This window comes from Rathayibacter sp. AY1E8 (assembly GCF_002931415.1).
Lineage (GTDB): Bacteria > Actinomycetota > Actinomycetes > Actinomycetales > Microbacteriaceae > Rathayibacter.
In genome coordinates this window covers 1-17,242 of sequence record NZ_PSVI01000063.1, presented here as the reverse complement: position 1 = coordinate 17,242, position 17,242 = coordinate 1, and the positions used below count along the sequence as shown (strand labels likewise).

Genomic DNA, 17,242 nt, shown 5'->3' with positions numbered 1-17,242 from the left:
GACGGAGCGGATCCAGTCGGCGTCGGTCTGGGGCGAGCAGCACACGGCCGTCCTGCAGGACTTCGCGGACAGCATCCTGCACGGCACGCCGCTGCTCGCCCCAGACCGACGCCGACTCGATCCGCTCCGTCGTGGAGAGGCCCGCGGTGTCGTAGCGACCGCTGAGCAGGAGGCCCACGTCCTCGGCGCTGAGGGCGGCGCTGACCTCGCGCTCGGGGGCGTTCAGCCGGGTGATCGTCGCGACCCGGGAGTCGTCGACGACGATCCGGCCGCGGTCGCCGATGATCTCGAGGCGGTCGGTGCCGATCGGGTCGTGCGTCGTGGTGACCAGCACGCCGGTCGTGCCCCCGCCGAAGTCGGCGAGCACCGTCACCTCGTCCTCCACCGCGATGTCGCGGCACCGCCCGTAGCCGGCCTTCGCGACCACCGACTCCGGCACTCCGCACAGCCACTGCCACAGGTCGAGCTGGTGGGGCGCCTGGTTGACCAGGACGCCTCCGCCCTCGCCTCCCCAGGTCGCGCGCCACGCGCTCTGGTCGAAGTAGGCCTGCGGCCGCCACCAGGTCGTGATGATCCAGTTCGAGCGCAGGATCCGGCCGATCCCGCCCTCGTCGACGACCTCCTTGAGCCGGCGGTAGAGCGGGTTCGCCCGCTGGTTGAACATGATCGCGAAGCGCTGACCGGGACGGGCGGCGGCGGCCTCGTTCAGCTCCGCGACCTGCGCGGCGTAGACGCCCGCCGGCTTGTCGACCAGCACGTGCAGCCCGTGCTCGAGAGCGTCGATGCCGATCCCGGGGTGGAGGTAGTGCGGAGTGCAGACGACGACGGCGTCGACCTCTCCGCTCGCGAGGAGGGAGCGGTGGTCGGCGTGGAACGACGCTCCGGGTGCGAGCGCGGCGGCCGCCGCCTCCCGGGCGGGGTCGACGTCGGCGACGGCGGTGACGACGAGGTCGCGCACTCTGCCGTCGGCGAGGAAGCGGGCGTAGGAGGAGCCCTGGGCGCCGAATCCGATGATGCCGAGGCGGACGGTGGTCATGGAAGGAGTCCTTCGTTCGGGGTGGAGTGGGGGATCCGCGCGGGCGCGCTCGGGGCGTAGGCGGCCTGGACGATCGCGAGCGACCTCGCCGCCTCGCGGGGCGAGATCCAGAAGGGCTCGTCCTCGCCGAGGCGGGCGTAGAAGTCGTGCACGAGCAGCTCGTGCGAGGCGCCCCAGTACGAGCGCCCGCCGGATCGGCGCTCCGTGTCCGGGACGACCTCGACGGGTCCGTCGTCGCGCCGCACGGTGAGGGCACCGCGCAACGAGACGGTGGCGCGCTCGGTGCGCAGGCGGAGCTCGACCGGCTCGTCCCACGCGTTCGCCACGGTCGCGTAGAGGACGCTGCGCGCGCCGGAGGCGTGGGTGAGCACCAGGTCGGCGGTGTCCTCGACCTCGATCGGCAGCAGGCGCGTGGAGGCGGAGCCGCTCACCGCGACCACCTCGCCGAGGAGCCACTGCAGGAGGTCGACGGTGTGGATCGCCTGGTTCATCAGCATCCCGCCGCCGCCCTCGGCCCGCATCCCGCGCCAGGGGCGGTCGAGGTAGTAGCCGGGAGCGCGGTGCCAGAGCACGGTCGCGGCCGCACCTGTCACGGCACCCAGGGAGCCGGACGCCAGCAGCTCGCGGAGGCGCTGCACGGGCGGGTTGTAGCGGTTCTGGAAGCAGACGCCGATGCGCGCCCCGCCCCGCTCGGCCGCGGCGATCACCTGCTCGCCCTCGGCGACGGAGGAGGCGAGCGGCTTCTCGAGGAGCACCGCGACGCCGCGGTCCAGGGCCGCGACCGCCAGCGCGGCGTGCGTGCTGTGCGGAGTGCAGACGTGCACGACGTCGGGGCGGACGGAGTCGAGCATCCGGACCGCCTCGGGGAAGCCCGGCACCGCGTGCCTCTCGGCGGCCGCGGCGAGCCGGCCCGGGTCGGTGTCGCAGACCGCCACCAGCTCCGCGCCGGGCGCTGCGCCGATCGCCGCGAGGTGGACGGAGGAGATGTCGCCGCAGCCGATCACCGCCGCGCGGACGGTCATCGCAGGTCGATCCCGAGCGAGGAGGCGAGCCCCCGGAAGGCCCGAGCGGCCACTCCGAACGACTCGGGGCCGGAGAATCCGCCGAGGGCGTCCGTGATCGCGAGGTGCGGCTCCAGCGAGGCGACGCCCGTCCAGCCGTCGTCGCGCAGGGCGGTGAGCGTCTCGCGCAGCTGGCCGTCGCCCTCGCCGGCGGGCACCACGGTGCCGGTCGCGGCCACCGCGTCCTTCACCTGCAGGTAGTCGACGTAGGGCCGCAGCGCCGTCCAGCCGTCGTCGAAGGGCCGCACCCCGCACTGCACGAAGTTCGCGTTGTCCCAGGCGAGGCGCAGGGCGGGCGAGCCGACGGACTCGACCAGGTCGAGGATCCGCTCGGGGACGTCGCCGTAGATGTCCTTCTCGTTCTCGTGCAGCAGCACCACGCCCTCGCGCTCGGCTCGATCGGCGAGTCTGCGCATGCGCAGCAGGACGTCGTCGCGGATGCTCTCGACCGGCACTCCCTCGCCCCGGTAGAACGAGAAGACGCGGATGCTCGGCGTGCCGAGGGCGTGCGCGGCGCGGATGACGCGGTCGAGGCGCGCCACCTCGAGCTCGGGGTCGAGGGCGACGTCGACCTTGCCGATGGGCGAGGCGACGGCCGAGACGGACTGGCCGCCGCGCTCGAGCACGGCGGCCAGGCGGGCGAGGCGCTCGTCGTCGAGGTCGACGACGTTCCGGCCCCAGGCGCTGCGCACCTCGATGCTGTGCGCGCCGAGCGCTCGGAGGACGGCGACCTGGACGACCGGGTCGGGGTCGATCTCGTCGCCGAAGCCGGAGAGGGTCCAGGGCGCGGGGTTCTCGGATGCGGTCGTCGCGGGTGCGGTCGTCGCGGGTGCGGTGGTCACGGTGCGTGCCTCGTTCTCGTCGTCGGGAACCGGCGGGCAGGAGCGCCGCCGTGCCACGACCATACGCGTATTGGCAACCGATTGACAAGATCGGAGGCGCGCCTCTACCGTCGGGGGCGTTCCGGGCCGCGGAGACGCCGGCCCCCACCGCGACCGGGAGGACTGCCGTGACCAGGATCGGCGTGCAGGCGATGATGCTGAAGGACGCGTTCGCCTCGGCGGGCGCCTTCGCGACGCTCCGGGAGGTCCGAGCGATCGGCTACCGGTCGGTGGAGATCTCGCAGATCCCGCTGACGGCGGCCACCGTGGCCGAGCTGCAGCGGGCGCGGGACGAGCTCGGCGTCGAGATCGCGGCGATCTCGGCGGGCCTGGCACCGGGGGACTCCCCGGGCGCCGCGCTCGAGGGCGGGCTCGCCGGGATCGTCTCCGACGCCCGCGCGCTCGGCACGCGCACGGTCCGGATCGGCATGCTGCCCGCCTCCGCGGCGGCCTCGCCGGCCGCTCTGCTCGACTTCGCCGACCGCTGCCAGGCCGCCGCGGCGAGGCTCCGCGACGACGGGCTGCGGCTGCTGCTCCACAACCACCACCACGAGTTCGCGCGGCACGGCGGCCGCCTCCTGCTCGACGTCGTCGCCGACCGGGCTCCGCTGCTGGGGCTCGAGCTCGACGTGCACTGGGTGCAGCGGGGCGGGCTCGATCCCGTGACGACGCTGCGCCGGTACGGGGAGCGCGTCGCCCTGGTGCACCTGAAGGACTACCGGGTCGGGCCGCCCGCCGACATGTCCGGCGGGTGGTCCGTGCACGCCTTCACCTCGAACGTGCAGTTCGCCGAGGTGGGGGAGGGAAACCTCGACTTCCCGGGGATCATCGGGACGAGCCTCGCGCTCGGCGTCGAGCACCTCCTCGTCGAGCAGGACGAGCGCTACGGGCGGAGCGCGCTCGACTGCCTGCGGACCTCGCACGACAACCTCGTCGCGATGGGCTTCTCGGACCTGTTCTGAGGAGCGGCCGAGGCTCCTCCCCAGGGATCGGAGCGGCCCGTTCTCCACCGCTCAGGGGTCCGGGTCCCCGCCGCGTCGGGCGCGACGGCATGCTCGACCCGTCGACGGAGGAGGTGGTGGCGGTGGTCGTTCCGGACAGTGTGCTCGGCGTGACGGCGCTCGTCGCGCTGGTGCTGTCCGGGGTGCTCCACGCCTCCGTGCGGGTCTGGGCGGCGGGGTCCCGCTGGACGACCGCACGGTCTCCGCGCGCCTGTTCAGGGCGGTCCTGGTGATCATCGCGCTCGACACGGCGTACCTCGTCGTGGCCGGCGAGGAACTCTTCGCATCCGGGCGCAGCCCCGGAGAAGAAGCAGCCGGATCCGCCGGGGTCCGCCTCCGCTCCGCGGAGCGGAGGACAATGGAGGGACCCCCAGCGAAGGAGACCACCGTGGATCAGCCGCGCATGAACGTCGAGTCGTTCAACCTCGACCACCGCACCGTCGCAGCGCCGTACGTGCGCCTCGCCGACGCGAAGACGCTGCCCGGAGGCGACCACCTCGTCAAGTACGACGTGCGCTTCACCCAGCCCAACCGCGGGCACCTCGAGATGCCCACCGTGCACTCGCTCGAGCACCTGTTCGCCGAGAAGTCCCGCAACCACTCCGACCGCGTGATCGACTTCTCGCCGATGGGCTGCCAGACCGGCTTCTACCTGCTCCTCTCGGGCGAGCCCGAGCTCTCCGAGGTGCTCGGCCTGGTCGAGGCGACGCTCCAGGACATCACCGAGGCCGACGAGGTCCCGGCCGCCAACGAGACCCAGTGCGGCTGGGGCGCCAACCACTCCCTCGCGGGGGCGCAGGAGGCGGCGCGCACGTTCCTCGCGCACCGCTCGGAGTGGGAGACGGTCACCGCGTGAGCACGGCGATCGTCCTGGTCGCGATGGACGAGGAGGCCGCGCCGTTCCTCGCCGCCGCGTCCAGCGCCTCCGAGCCGCGCGCCGTCGGCAACGCGCTGCAGTGGGAGCTCGAGCTCGACTCCCGCGCGGTGCTGCTCGTCCGCACCGGCATCGGCCTCGTCAACGCGGCCGGCGGTCTCACCGCAGCGATCCTGCGGGAGGGCGGCTCCCGGCCGCTCGTGGTGAGCGCGGGGACCGCCGGCGGCCTGGGCGCCGACGTCCGCGTGGGCGAGGTCGTGATCGGTACCGAGTACGTGCAGACCGACGCCGATGCGCGGGCGTTCGGCTACGCGCTCGGGCAGGTCCCGGGGATGCCCGCCCGCTACTCCGGGGACGACGCGGCGCTCGCCGCGGAGCTCGAGCTGCTGGAGGGGCCGCCGGTGCGCCGCGGCCTGATCGTCTCGAGCGACGTCTTCGTCTCGAGCGCCCACGTGGACCGCGTGCGGAACGACTTCCCCGGCGCGCTCGCCACCGACATGGAGTCCGTCGCCCTCGCGCAGACGGCGCACGTGCACGGGCTGCCGTTCGTCTCGGTCCGCGGGATCTCGGACCTCTGCGCCCCCGGCGAGTTCGAGGCGCACGTCGACGACGCGGCCGATCGCTCCGTCGCCGTGGTGCGGGCGCTGCTGCGCGGGCTCGGCGACCGGGACTGATGGACGGGCGGCCCTCCGCGACAGCGCGGAAGGGCCGCCCGGCGGTCAGTCGTTGCCGACGTGCTGGTCGCCGGCCTCCTGGGCCTTGTCGACCTGGCCGGCGAACTTCCCGCCGGTCGCGGAGTCGGCGGCGTCGCCCGCCTTGTCGAGTCCCTTGTCGGTCAGCTCCTCGCCCTTGTCGCTGTTCACGGCGTTCTTCGCCTTGTCCGCGAGTCCTCCGAGATCCACCATGGGGTCGTTCCTTCCGTCGATGAGCGCCCGTCGAGCAACGGGCCGCCGCCAGTCTCCGCCGCTCGGCGAGGATCTGCGCGGGGTTGCTTCTCACGGCCGCGCCGAGGACGATGCGCCTCCGGCCCGGCCCGTCAGCCCGCTGCGCCGAGCCCCGTCACCGCACCGGCGATCGCCGTCGTCTCCTCGCCGTCCGGCCAGCGCAGCCGCACGCCCGGCTCCGTGACGACGCTCCCCACCGCGGCCGTCGCGGTCCAGGGTGTGCCCATCCTCGACTCCCCCCGCCGGTCGGCGGTGATCATCGCGAAGCCGGGGAAGCAGCCGAGCCAGTCGGCGGTGCCGGCCGCCTCGGGGACGGGGACCGCCGCGAGGTCGATCACCGCTCCTCCTCCGCTGGCCTCGGCGAGCATGCCGACCGTCCCCACCAGCCCGGCCATGCTCACGTCCTTCGCCGCCCTCGGCCGCGCGAGTCCGACGGAGGCGGCCATCGCCCGGAGCTCCTCCGCGCGCCGGGACGACGTCGAGTCCCACTGGGCGCCTGCGAAGCCGGGCCGCCAGCCGCCGCCGAGGTCGGCCGTCAGCGAGAGCTCGTCGCCCGGAGCGGCGGCGCCCGGCACCGGCGCCGCGGTACGGCCGAGACCGGTGACGCTCAGGGCCGCCGGCACTCCGAGCTGGGTGTGCCCGCCGAGCACGGGGACGCCCCAGGCGGCGGAGGCGGCCCGCAGACCGCTCACGATGCGCGCGGCGGCGGCCGCGTCGCGAGCGCCGATCGCGTCCATCAGCCCGATGCCGGTCGCGCCCATCGCGGTGAGGTCGTTGACGTTGACCAGCACCGAGCACCACCCCGCCCACTCCGGGTGGCGCTCCACCATGGACGGGACGATCGCGTCGCAGACGGCGATCAGGTCGCTGCCCGGGACCGGTGCTCCGTCGTCGCCGACGAAGCCGGCCCCACCGAGGCCCCCCTCGGCCGCCAGCGGAGCCAGAAGGGCGCCGAGGGCCGCCTTGGCCGCGGTGGCCGCCCGGTCGAGCCGGTCGACCGGCCAGCGCATCCGGGCGTGCTCGACTCCGGCGACGGTGCTCGTGCCGATCCTCCGCCAGCCGAGCCGCCGGAACAGCACCTCGTTGCGCAGCTGCACCGAGGCCTCGAAGCGGAGCACCCCGCGCGCCTCCGCCTCCGCGCAGGCCGCGCGCACGAGGGCGGCACCGATCCCGGAGCCGCCCCGCGCCTCGCGCGCCACCACCAGGCGGCTGCCGGTCCACCAGCCCAGATCGCGTCCGCCGCCGACAGGCGCGATCCGGACCCCGCCGAGCACCGCGCCGTCCGGAGCCACCGCGACGAGCACCACCGAGCGCGGATCGTCGTCGGCGTCGTCGTGGTCGTCGCCCGCGAACAGCCCCTGCTCGGCGACGAAGACCTCGCGCCGCAGGGCCCGGTGCGCGGCGAGCTCGCGCTCCTCCGCCCGCACCACCGTGAACGCAGGCGCGACCCGAACACCCTCGAGGATCGAGAGCTCCACCATCAGGCGCCGGCCGTCTTCAGGACGCCGCAGGCCCCGCACGCCGCGCAGCCCGCACTCTGGCCGCTGCTCAGCATCCCGGCCTCGATCAGGAGCGCGGCGACCTCGGCGCTGACCCGCTCCAGCAGTGACCCGGCCGGCGGGAGCACGTGGTCGACCTCGGTCGCCAGGGTCCCGCGCAGCGGACGGAAGGGCACCACGAAGGGGTAGACCCCCATCCCGATCAGCTCGCGGGCGCTCGTGACCAGCTCGTCCGGGTCCTCGCCGAGGCCCACCAGGAGGTAGGTCGAGACCTGGTTGCGGCCGAAGATCCGCACCGCCTCGCGCCACGCCCAGCGGTACTCGTCCAGGCTGACCCGCGCCTTGCCCGGGGTCCAGCGCTGCCGCACCGCGTCGTCCATCGACTCCACGTGGATGCCGATCGAGACGGCGCCCGCGTCCTTCAGCGCCTGCAGCGCCGAGACGTCGGAGGGGGGCTCGCACTGGACCTGGATCGGCAGCCCGGGGACCGCCGCGAGCACCGCGCGGACGCAGCGCGCGAGGTGGGCCGCTCCGCGGTCGCGGCCCTTGGAGGTGCCGGTGGTCATCACCATCTGGCGCACGCCGTCGAGGCGGACCGCCGCCTCCGCGACCTCGGCGAGCTGGGCCGGGGTCTTGACCGCGATGGTCGCACCGGCTTCGAGCGAGGCCTCGATCGCGCAGAAGCGGCAGCGCTCCGCCTCGTCGTAGCGCATGCAGGTCTGGACGACGGTGGTCGCGAGGATGTCACGGCCGTGCAGCCGGGCGATCTTCTCGTAGGAGACGCCGTCGGCGGTGTCGAGATCGTAGAAGCGCGGGCGGCGGACGGGAGTCACGTCCAGGCCGATGTCGGCGCCCTCGAGCAGGAGGCGGTTCCCGCTCACCACGTAGGGGCTGTCGGGGTTCACCGGGATCGCGGCGCCCAGGCCGCCGAGCATCACGTGCCCGTCGTCGCTCGGGCCGGCGCCGGCCTCGCGGTGCACCGGTGCCTCGACGCGGATGCCCTGCAGGGCGATGTCGACGCGGGTGCGGAGGGCGGAGGGGCCGGTGCGGCGGATCCCGGTCGAGTGCGCCCCGCCCGGGGAGTGCGCCCCGCCGACCGGGTGCGGGCCGGCGGCCGGGTGCGCCGCACCGGTTGCCGGCGGCGAGGACGCGGGGGAGGGACTGCGGAGATCGGTCACGAGGACTCCTTCGTGGCACCGCGGAGCGGGCCGGACGGGCCGCGCACAGCGGCGGCCGGGATGTCGGTGCGGTCGTCTCACCCCCCAGTCAAGGCGCCTCGTGTTTCGCCCTCGTGACGGGAGGAACGCGGTCTCGTTACGGATCCGCCGTCACGGGAGCTTCTTCCGGTGGAAACCACTCCGAAACATCCCGGCCGTTGACTGGACGCGTTCCACTCCGCACCACTGCTCCACCCCGGCGGACGTCGTCCCGCGTCGTCTCAGCGCATCCCGCCGGAGCCATGCACTCGCACGCCGCTTCGGCGGACCGACACCAGGAGGAACCATGTCCGTCTCCCAGGAGATCGAAGACCAGGTCAGCGCCAACATCGAGATGTCGCGCTCCGAGATCGCCCACCCGGCGCTCCCGAAGGGCAGCAACCTCTACGGCTCCACCAAGGTCTTCCCCGACTACCAGGCCGAGCCCGGGGAGTCGTACCTGACCCTCGTGCACGGCATCGCCCACGAGTCCTCGGTCAGCTTCGTCGCAGTGCTCCAGGCCACCCGCGCGGCGCGGAAGGGCTACGAGTCCGCGCTCTACTTCTACGGGCCCGGCACCATCAACGCGATGGCCACCCGCGGCTTCCCGACGGTCGGCGACTCCGGATTCCCCGGCGAGCAGAACCTCAACAACGCCATCGAGACCTTCATCCAGGAGGGGAACCGCGTCTTCGTCTGCCGGTTCGGCATGGCGCTCCACGGCCTCCGCGAGGAGGACCTGATCGAGGGCTGCATCCCCTGCCACCCGCTCGACGTGCAGGACGCGCTCATCCACTACGCCCGCAAGGGCGCGATCATCAACTCCACCTACAACCTGTAGGCGATCGCGATGACCCTCGTCGGATCGGTCGCGGCGAACTTCACCCGCGACCTGGATCAGAACTACGCGCTCATCGCCTCCCTGGCCGAGGAGGCCCGCGAGAGGGGAGTGCGCTTCCTGGTGCTCCCCGAGGCCGCGATCGGCGGCTACCTCTCCTCGCTCGGCAACCACGGCGACACGGTCGCCACCACCCGCCGCTCCCTCCCGCCGGCGGTGCGCCTGGACGGGCCGGAGCTGCGGCGGGTGCAGGAGATCGTCGGCGACCTGGTGGTGGCGATCGGCTTCTGCGAGCTCGACGACGACGGCGAGACCCGCTACAACGCGGCCGCGCTCCTGGACGGCGGGCAGGTCTACGGCAGCTACCGGAAGGTGCACCAGCCGCTGGGCGAGCACCTCTCGTACTCGCCGGGCCCGGGCTACGGCACCTTCGAGACGCCGGTCGGCCGGGTGGGCCTGCAGATCTGCTACGACAAGGCGTTCCCCGAGGCGGCGCGGTCGATGGCGCTGGACGGCGCCGAGATCATCGCCTCGCTCTCGGCGTGGCCGGCCGCTCGGACGGCGACGGCCGAGAACCTGCAGGAGGACCGCTGGACGTACCGGTTCAATCAGTTCGACATCGCCCGCGCCCTCGACAACCAGGTGTTCTGGCTCGCCTCGAACCAGTCGGGGACCTTCGGCTCGCTCCGCTACGTCGGGAACGCGAAGGTCGTCGATCCCGGCGGCAACGTGCTCGCGACGACGCTGCTCGGAGCAGGCATGGCCGTCGCCGACATCGACGTGCGCGGCGCCTTCGAGGCGATGCGCGGCGGGATGTTCCACCTGCGCGACCGGCGGCCCGACGCCTACGACATCGACCGGGTCTGGAACGGAGGACTCGTCCATGCCTGAGATGACCTTCCACGTCCGCTGGCCGGACGGCTCGGAGGAGCGCTGCTACTCGCCGAGCCTGGTCGTGCACGAGTTCCTCGGGACCGGGACCGCCTACTCGCTCGAGGACTTCGTCGCCCGTTCGAGTGAGGCGCTGCGCATCGCGTCGGACCGGGTGCGGGAGCGGTTCGGGTTCGCCTGCACCTCCGCGATGCAGCAGGAGTCCGACATCCTCCGCACGGCGCAGCGCTTCGAGGGCGGCACGGTCAGGGTGCTCGCGATGGAGCCGCCCGCTCCGGCCGGGCAGCGGGTGCGGCCGTGAGCGCCGCTATCGAGCCCGGGCGCCACGTCGAGGTCGCGGTGGTCGGAGGCGGGCAGGCCGGGCTCTCGATCAGCCGGCACCTGGTCGACGACGGCATCGAGCACGTCGTGCTCGAGCGCGCGACCATCGGCCACGACTGGATCGACCGCCGCTGGGACGCCTTCACCCTCGTCACGCCGAACTGGCAGTGCCGCCTCCCCGGGTACCCCTACGACGGGCCGGACCCGGACGGATTCATGACGCGCGACGAGGTGCACGCGTGGGTGCGCCGCTACGCGCAGAGCTTCGACGCCCCCGTGGTCGAGGGCGTGGAGGTGAGCCGGCTCCGCGAGCGCGCCGGGGGAGGGTTCGAGCTGATCACGAGCGCGGGCGCGATCACGGCCGACCAGGTCGTCGTGGCGACCGGCGGCTACCACCGCCCGGTCCTCCCCGCCGTCGCCGCGCGGCTGCCGTCGGACGTGCTGCAGCTCCACTCCGCCGACTACCGCTCGCCGGAGGCGCTCCCGCCCGGCGGCGTGCTCGTCGTCGGCTCCGGGCAGTCGGGCGCGCAGATCGCCGAGGACCTCTTCCTCGCCGGGCGCGAGGTCCACCTCGCCCTCGGCAGCGCGCCGCGGGTGGCGCGCTTCTACCGGGGCCGCGACTGCGTCGCCTGGCTCCAGGACATGGGCGTGTACGACGTCCCCGTCCACGCGCAGGTCGGCGGGCTCACCAAGCGGGAGTCGACCAACCACTACGTGACGGGGCGCGGGGGCGGGCGGGACATCGACCTGCGCGCCTTCGCCCGCGACGGGATGCACCTCTACGGCCGACTGGCCGGGGTGGAGGGGTCCCGGCTGCGCTTCGCCCCCACGGCGGAGGCGTCGCTCGACTACGCGGACTCGGTCGCGGAGTCGATCAAGGACGACATCGACCGCTACATCGCGGCGCACGGCATCGACGCTCCCGAGGAGGACCGCTGCCGTCCGGTCTGGCGGCCGGAGTCCGAGGCGACCGGGCTCGACCTCGCGCGCATCGGCAGCGTCGTCTGGGCGGTCGGGTTCCGCTCCGACTACCGCTGGGTCGAGATCGGCGTGTTCGACGGCGCCGGCCATCCCACCCACCAGCGCGGAGTGACGAGCGTGCCGGGTCTGTCGTTCCTCGGGCTGCCGTGGCTGCACACCTGGGGGTCCGGCCGCTTCGAGGCGATCGCCCGCGATGCGGGGCACCTGGCGGAGGAGGTCCGGCGAGTGCGCGAGGCGGGGCGCTTCGCTCGGGAGCGCGAGCCGGATCTCGCCGGATAGCCTCCTCGCATGACGGAGACGGTGATGGGTGCGGTCGCAGCGCACTTCGGTCGCGACATCGACCGCACCCTCGCCAAGCTCGCCGGCATCATCGCTCACGCCCGCGAGCGCTCGGTCGACCTGCTCGTGCTCCCGGACGCGACCCTCGGCGGCTACCTGCTCGACCTCCAGCACCCCGGGCCGGACCTGCCGCCGAGCCTCGAGCTCGATGGGCCGGAGGTCGCCCGCGTGGCCGAGCTGGCGGGCGATCTCACCGTGTGCTTCGGGATCGCGGAGCGCGCGCTCGAGGGCGGTCGCGAGGTCCGCTACGACACCGCGGTCTGCGTGCACGGCGGGCGCTTGATCGGCACGCACCGCAAGGTCCACCTGCCGCTGGGCGAGTCCGAGGCGTACCTGCCGGGTCGCGGCTTCGCCGCCTTCGACTCGCCGATCGGGAGGATGGGGATGCTGATCGACTTCGACAAGACCTTCCCTGAGTCCTCGCGCTCGCTGGCCCTCGACGGCGCGGAGGTGCTGGCCTGCCTCAGCGCGTGGCCCGCGAGCGTGACCGACCGCTCCGATCGGATCCGCAACGACCGCCAGGCCCACCTGTTCGATCTCTACGACTGCGCCCGCGCCGCCGAGAACCAGGTCTACCTCGTCTCCTCGAACCAGACCGGCGTGCTCGGCGGCCTGCGGTTCCTCGGGCAGGCGAAGGTCGTGGATCCGGCGGGAGAGATCATCGCGAAGACCTGGGCGAAGGGCGGGCTCGCGCTCGCCTCCGCTGACGTCGCCGGCTCCGTCGCCCGCGCCCGCCGCACGATGCACCACCTCCGCGACCGCGCGGAGCACGCCTACCGGAGCTGAGATGCGGATCTGCCTGCTGACCTACTCCACCCGGCCGCGCGGCGGGGTGGTGCACACCCTCGCCCTCGCCGAGGCGCTCGCGCGCGCCGGACACGACGTCACGGTGCGCACGCTCGCCCGGGGCGGCGACGACTCCTTCTTCCGCCCCGTCGATCCGTGCGTGACCGTGCGGGTGGTGCCCTTTCCGCACCGCGAGGGCGAGCCGGTCGGCGCCCGCATCGTTCGGTCCATCGCCGCGATGGCCGAGGCCCTGCGGGGCGAGGACGCCCCGGTCGTCCACGCGCAGGACTGCATCTCGGCCAACGCGGCGCTCGCCGCCGGACTCGCGCCGATCCGCACGATCCACCACCTGGACGACTTCACCACCCCGGAGCTGCGCGCCTGCCACGACCGCGCCGTCCGGCTCCCCCTGACCCGGCTGTGCGTGTCCGCTGCGGTCGCCGAGGAGGTGCGCGCCGGCTGGGGGCTGCTGCCCGACGTGATCCCGAACGGTGTCGACGCGGCGCGGTTCGCGGCCGCCGTCGACGATCCGCTGACCGGGGGGTGGCGGGCCGAGCTCGGCCCGTACCTCCTCGCCCTCGGCGGCATCGAGCCGCGGAAGGGCAGCATCGAGCTGCTCGAGGCGTGGGCTCTGCTGCGCGAGCGCGGCCACGACGTCGCGCTGGTGTTCGGCGGCGGCGAGACCCTGTTCGACTACCGCGAGTACCGGGCCGCCTTCGACCGGAGGGCGGCCGAGCTCGGGATCGCTCCGGTGATCCTCGGCACCGTTCCGGAGGAGAGGCTCGCTCCGCTCGTCGCCGGCGCCTCCGCGCTGGGCTTCGTCTCGGTGAAGGAGGGGTTCGGGCTGGCGGCGATGGAGGCGCTCGCCGCGGGGGTGCCGGTCGTGGCGCGGGAGCTGCCGGTGATCCACGAGGTGTTCGGGGACGCGGTCCGCTACGGGCGGGACCCCGCCTCCTTCGCCGACGCGCTGGAGGAGGCCCTGACGCTGCCCTCGCCGGACGGCCGGGCCCTGGCCGCCTCGCACTCCTGGGACGACGTCGCGGCCGCGCATCTGCGGTTCTACGAGCGGGTGCTCGACGGCTCGGTTCAGAGCTCAGGAGGAACTCCTCCGGACGGGCCGGGATCCGCGCGAGCAGGCGTGCCCGGATGACTCCGTCCTGCCGCCTGGACACGATCGGGCGCCGCCGGTGACCCGCCGGTCGATCTCGCGCATCGTCACCGGTCTCGCCGACGCCGATCCCGACCGGATCGTCGCCGTGGCCGACGAGGGCGCGCTGACGGCGGGGGAGCTCGACCGCGAGAGCACCCGCCTCGCCCGCGCCTACCGCGATCTCGGCGTCCGGACCGACGACCTCGTCACCGTCTCGCTCTCGAACTCGCTGGACGCGCTCGTCGTCTGCGCGGCGGTCTGGAAGGCGGGCGCCGTGCCGCAGCCGGTCTCGACCGGGCTGTCGGCGGCGGAGCGCGCCGAGGTGGAGCGGATCGCGCGGCCGGCGCTCGTCATCGGCGCGCCCTCCTCCTCCGCTGTCCCGTGGCGCGCGGGCGACTGGCGGCCCGGGCCGGAGGTGCCGGCCGGCTCGCTCGAGGACCGGTGGGCCTCGTCCTGGAAGGCGCCCACCTCCTCCGGCAGCACGGGGCGGCCGAAGGTGGTGCTGGCCGCGGGCCCGGCGCTGCTGGATCCGGACGCGCCGGTCGCGCCGTTCCTGCCGCGCGAGGGCGTGCAGCTGGTGAGCGGCCCGCTGATGCACTCGGCGACCTTCACCTACGCCTTCCGCGGGCTGATGACCGGGCAGCGCCTGGTGCTGCTGCCGCGGTTCGACGCCGCCCGGGTCCTCGCGGCGATCGAGGAGCACCGCGTCACCTGGACCCTGCTCGTCCCGACCACGATCCGCCGCCTGCTGGCTGCGCCCGAGCGGTCGGGGGCGGACGTGTCCTCGCTCGCGACGGTGCTGCACCTCGGAGCGCCCTGCGCGCCCGCCGACAAGCGGGCGCTGATCGGCTGGCTCGGCCCGGAGCGGGTGGTCGAGGTCTATGCGGGCAGCGAGTCGAACGGACTGACGATGATCACGGGCCGGGAGTGGCTGGAGCACCCGGGCAGTGTCGGACGGCCGATCAGCGGGACGACCCTGCGCATCCAGCGGGAGGACGGCACGGAGGCTCCGACCGGCGAGCTCGGCCGCATCTGGCTGCACCGCGGCGAGGCCCCCGCCTACCGCTACCTCGGCGCGGGCTCGCGGCGGACGGAGGAGGGCTGGGACACCCTCGGCGACGTCGGCCGCGTCGACGGGGACGGGTGGCTCTGGGTGGTCGACCGCGCCGACGATCTGATCCTCCGGGGCGGAGTGAGCGTCTGGCCGGCCGAGGTCGAGCGGGTGCTGGAGGCCCTGCCCGGAGTCCGCGGGGCGGTCGCCTTCGGCGTGCCGGACACGGAGCTGGGGCAGGCGGTGGAGGCGGTCGTCGACGTGGGCGACGCGGGCGTGGACCCGGCCGGTCTGCTCGCTCGGGCGAACGCCGAGCTGGGCGCTGAGCGGCGCCTCCGGGCCCTCCGGATCGTGCACGAGCCCGTTCGGAGCGACGCGGGCAAGGTCCGTCGCTCCGCGCTCGCCCCCGTGGCGCAGACGCTCGGGACCCACCGTTCCGCCGGCACCCCGGATGGGCCAGAGTAGGCCCTGCGCCCCCGCGCACCGACCCCAGGGAGACCCGATGAAGTACATGCTGATCATGCGCGCGACCGATGCGGCGAAGGAGGCCTACGCCTCCATCCCGTTCGACGAGATCATCACCCGGATGGGGCAGTACAACGAGGCGATGATCGAGGCGGGCGTGCTGCTCTCGGGCGACGGCCTGGCCGACGACGTCGCCTCCTCCGGCTTCGTGGTCGACTTCTCCTCCGAGCCGCCGACCGTCGTCGACGGCGCCTACGGCCCGACCGAGTCGCTCTTCAACGGCTTCTGGATCATCGGGGTCGACTCCAAGGAGCAGGCCCGCGAGTGGGCGCTGCGCTGCCCCCTGGTGCCCGGCAACCGCCTCGAAGTGCGCCGGATAACCGACGAGAGCGACTTCGCGGAGTTCGCCGACAACGAGTACGTGCAGAAGGAGGCCGGCTGGCGCGAGGACGAGGCGGCGCGCGCCTCCGGGGACTGACGCGGCGGCGGACGTCACGCCTCCGTAACGACGCCCGCCTCGACGTGCCAGTGCCGCGTCAGCTGCACCGTCTCGAGCATCCGCCGGTCGTGGGTGACCAGCAGCAGGGTGCCCTCGTACGCCTCGAGCGCCTCCTCCAGCTGCTCGATGGCGACGAGGTCGAGGTGGTTGGTCGGCTCGTCGAGCACCAGGAGGTTCGTGCCGCGGGCCTGGAGGAGCGCCAGGGCGGCCCGCGTCCGCTCGCCCGGCGAGAGCTCGCCGACGCGGCGGCCGACGTGGTCGGCCTTCAGCCCGAACTTCGCCAGCAGGGTGCGGACCTCGGCGGTCGGCCACTCGGGCACCAGCGCCTCGAACGCGTCCGCGAGCGGCACGTCGGCGGCGAGCATCCCGCGGGCCTGATCGATCTCGCCGATCGCCACGCTCGCTCCGAGAGAGGCGCCGCCCTCCTCCGGCTCGGCGCGGCCGAGGAGGAGCGACAGCAGCGTCGACTTGCCGGCGCCGTTGGGCCCGGTGATGCCGATCCGGTCGCCCGCGTCGACCTGGAGCGACACCGGCCCGAGCGTGAAGGCGCCGCGGCGGGCGACCGCGCCGTTCAGCGTCGAGACGACCGAGCTCGAGCGCGGGGCGCTGCCGATCGTGAAGGCGAGCTGCCACTCCTTGCGCGGCTCCTCGACCTCCTCGAGCCGCGCGATCCGGCTCTCCATCTGGCGCACCTTCTGCGCCTGCTTCTCGCTCGACTCCGCCGAGGCCTTGCGACGGATCTTGTCGTTGTCGGGGGCCTTCTTCATCGCGTTGCGCACGCCCTGGCTCGACCACTCCCGCTGGGTGCGGGCGCGGGAGACCAGGTCGGCCTTCTGCTCGGCGAAGTCCTCGTACTTCTCGCGGCGCTGGCGGCGCGCGGTCTCGCGCTCCTCCAGGAACGCGTCGTAGCCGCCTCCGTAAACCCGGTTGGTGCCCTGCGCGAGATCGAGCTCGAGCACGCGGGTGACGCTGCGGGCGAGGAACTCGCGATCATGGCTCACGAGCACTGCGCCGCCGCGGAGTCCGCGGACGAAGGCCTCCAGGCGCTCCAGGCCGTCGAGGTCGAGGTCGTTGGTCGGCTCGTCGAGCAGCACCACGTCGAAGCGCGAGAGCAGCAGCGCCGCGAGGCCCACCCGCGCCGCCTGCCCGCCGGAGAGGGAGGTCATCGTCGAGGAGGCGGCCGCGGCGCCGAGCGACAGGCCCAGGTCGGCCAGGACGACCGGGGTGCGCTCGTCGAGGTCGGCCGCGCCGCTCGCGAGCCAGCGGTCGAGCGCGAGGGCGTAGCGGTCGGCGATCGAGCCGTCGGGATCGGGGTCGGCCAGGGCGGAGGCGGCGGCGTCGAGCTCGGCGGAGGCCTCGGCGCAGCCGGTGCGGCGCGCGATGTAGCCGGCCACGGTCTCGCCCTCGCGGCGCTCGTGCTCCTGCGGCA

At 74.0% G+C, this 17,242-nt stretch carries 18 protein-coding genes; 11 read left to right on the top strand and 7 right to left on the bottom strand.

What is annotated here, in order from left to right:
• The 3 genes from C5C74_RS14860 to C5C74_RS14850 all read right to left on the bottom strand — a co-directional run.
• Positions 1-1,036: Gfo/Idh/MocA family protein (locus C5C74_RS14860; protein WP_104351796.1), on the bottom strand; the 1,036-nt coding region annotated here is incomplete at its 3' end.
• On the bottom strand, positions 1,033-2,058 hold the full coding sequence (locus C5C74_RS14855; RefSeq protein ID WP_104351795.1) for a Gfo/Idh/MocA family protein: 1,026 nt from the start codon (positions 2,056-2,058) through the stop codon (positions 1,033-1,035). The genes C5C74_RS14855 and C5C74_RS14860, both read right to left, overlap by 4 nt.
• The gene (locus tag C5C74_RS14850) at positions 2,055-2,939 is read right to left on the bottom strand and encodes a sugar phosphate isomerase/epimerase (RefSeq protein WP_258064191.1); all 885 of its coding nucleotides are present in this window, start codon (positions 2,937-2,939) and stop codon (positions 2,055-2,057) included. The genes C5C74_RS14855 and C5C74_RS14850 overlap by 4 nt, the downstream gene beginning before the upstream one ends.
• Before the next feature lie 167 nt (positions 2,940-3,106).
• Here C5C74_RS14850 and C5C74_RS14845 point away from each other — a divergent pair, with 167 nt between their 5' ends.
• The 3 genes from C5C74_RS14845 to mtnN all read left to right on the top strand — a co-directional run bounded on the left by C5C74_RS14845 (position 3,107) and on the right by mtnN (position 5,527).
• Entirely contained in the window at positions 3,107-3,940 is an 834-nt protein-coding gene (locus C5C74_RS14845; protein WP_258064190.1) for a sugar phosphate isomerase/epimerase, read from the top strand.
• A gap of 442 nt (positions 3,941-4,382) precedes the next feature.
• A complete protein-coding gene (locus C5C74_RS14835) occupies positions 4,383-4,835 on the top strand; it encodes an S-ribosylhomocysteine lyase (RefSeq protein ID WP_181134715.1) in 453 nt (150 codons plus the stop codon).
• Positions 4,832-5,527: a 5'-methylthioadenosine/S-adenosylhomocysteine nucleosidase gene (gene mtnN, locus C5C74_RS14830; protein WP_258064189.1), complete on the top strand. Its 696-nt coding sequence runs from the start codon at positions 4,832-4,834 to the stop codon at positions 5,525-5,527. Before C5C74_RS14835 ends, mtnN begins: the two co-directional genes overlap by 4 nt.
• A gap of 45 nt (positions 5,528-5,572) precedes the next feature.
• Here mtnN and C5C74_RS14825 read toward each other — a convergent pair whose 3' ends face one another.
• From C5C74_RS14825 to C5C74_RS14815, 3 genes are all read right to left on the bottom strand, one after another.
• Positions 5,573-5,758, bottom strand: a complete 186-nt coding sequence (locus C5C74_RS14825) for an antitoxin (protein WP_104222638.1) — start codon at positions 5,756-5,758, stop codon at positions 5,573-5,575.
• Between the two features lie 131 nt (positions 5,759-5,889).
• Positions 5,890-7,278 carry an MSMEG_0567/sll0787 family protein gene (locus C5C74_RS14820; protein ID WP_104222637.1) on the bottom strand — a complete coding sequence of 463 codons (1,389 nt, stop codon included), beginning with the start codon at positions 7,276-7,278 and terminating at the stop codon, positions 5,890-5,892.
• Entirely contained in the window at positions 7,278-8,474 is a 1,197-nt protein-coding gene (locus C5C74_RS14815; RefSeq protein ID WP_258059779.1) for an MSMEG_0568 family radical SAM protein, read from the bottom strand. The genes C5C74_RS14820 and C5C74_RS14815 overlap by 1 nt, the downstream gene beginning before the upstream one ends.
• 325 nt (positions 8,475-8,799) lie before the next feature.
• Between C5C74_RS14815 and C5C74_RS14810 the strand changes: the two genes are divergently transcribed.
• From C5C74_RS14810 to C5C74_RS14775, 8 genes are read left to right on the top strand one after another with little or no spacing between them, the layout of a single operon-like run.
• Positions 8,800-9,333: an MSMEG_0572/Sll0783 family nitrogen starvation response protein gene (locus tag C5C74_RS14810; RefSeq protein ID WP_104222636.1), complete on the top strand. Its 534-nt coding sequence runs from the start codon at positions 8,800-8,802 to the stop codon at positions 9,331-9,333.
• A 9-nt stretch (positions 9,334-9,342) separates the two neighbouring features.
• Positions 9,343-10,221, top strand: coding sequence for a carbon-nitrogen hydrolase family protein (locus C5C74_RS14805; RefSeq protein WP_104222635.1), 879 nt, complete (start codon positions 9,343-9,345; stop codon positions 10,219-10,221).
• Positions 10,214-10,522 (top strand): MSMEG_0570 family nitrogen starvation response protein, encoded by a 309-nt coding sequence (locus tag C5C74_RS14800; protein ID WP_104222634.1) that lies wholly within the window; start codon positions 10,214-10,216, stop codon positions 10,520-10,522. Before C5C74_RS14805 ends, C5C74_RS14800 begins: the two co-directional genes overlap by 8 nt.
• The gene (locus C5C74_RS14795; protein ID WP_219812201.1) at positions 10,519-11,802 is read left to right on the top strand and encodes an MSMEG_0569 family flavin-dependent oxidoreductase; all 1,284 of its coding nucleotides are present in this window, start codon (positions 10,519-10,521) and stop codon (positions 11,800-11,802) included. The genes C5C74_RS14800 and C5C74_RS14795 overlap by 4 nt, the downstream gene beginning before the upstream one ends.
• Positions 11,803-11,811: 9 nt before the next feature.
• Complete coding sequence (locus C5C74_RS14790) at positions 11,812-12,648, top strand: carbon-nitrogen hydrolase family protein (protein ID WP_104250272.1); 837 nt, start codon at positions 11,812-11,814, stop codon at positions 12,646-12,648.
• Between the two features lies 1 nt (position 12,649).
• Entirely contained in the window at positions 12,650-13,798 is a 1,149-nt protein-coding gene (locus C5C74_RS14785) for an MSMEG_0565 family glycosyltransferase (protein ID WP_104222632.1), read from the top strand.
• Positions 13,799-13,835: 37 nt separating this feature from the next.
• Positions 13,836-15,314, top strand: coding sequence for an AMP-binding protein (locus C5C74_RS14780; protein ID WP_104348517.1), 1,479 nt, complete (start codon positions 13,836-13,838; stop codon positions 15,312-15,314).
• 37 nt (positions 15,315-15,351) lie between these two features.
• Entirely contained in the window at positions 15,352-15,792 is a 441-nt protein-coding gene (locus C5C74_RS14775) for a YciI family protein (protein ID WP_104222630.1), read from the top strand.
• A 14-nt stretch (positions 15,793-15,806) separates the two neighbouring features.
• Here C5C74_RS14775 and C5C74_RS14770 read toward each other — a convergent pair.
• Positions 15,807-17,242, bottom strand: a 1,436-nt coding sequence (locus C5C74_RS14770) for an ABC-F family ATP-binding cassette domain-containing protein (protein WP_104351794.1), incomplete at its 5' end; no start/stop codon positions are given.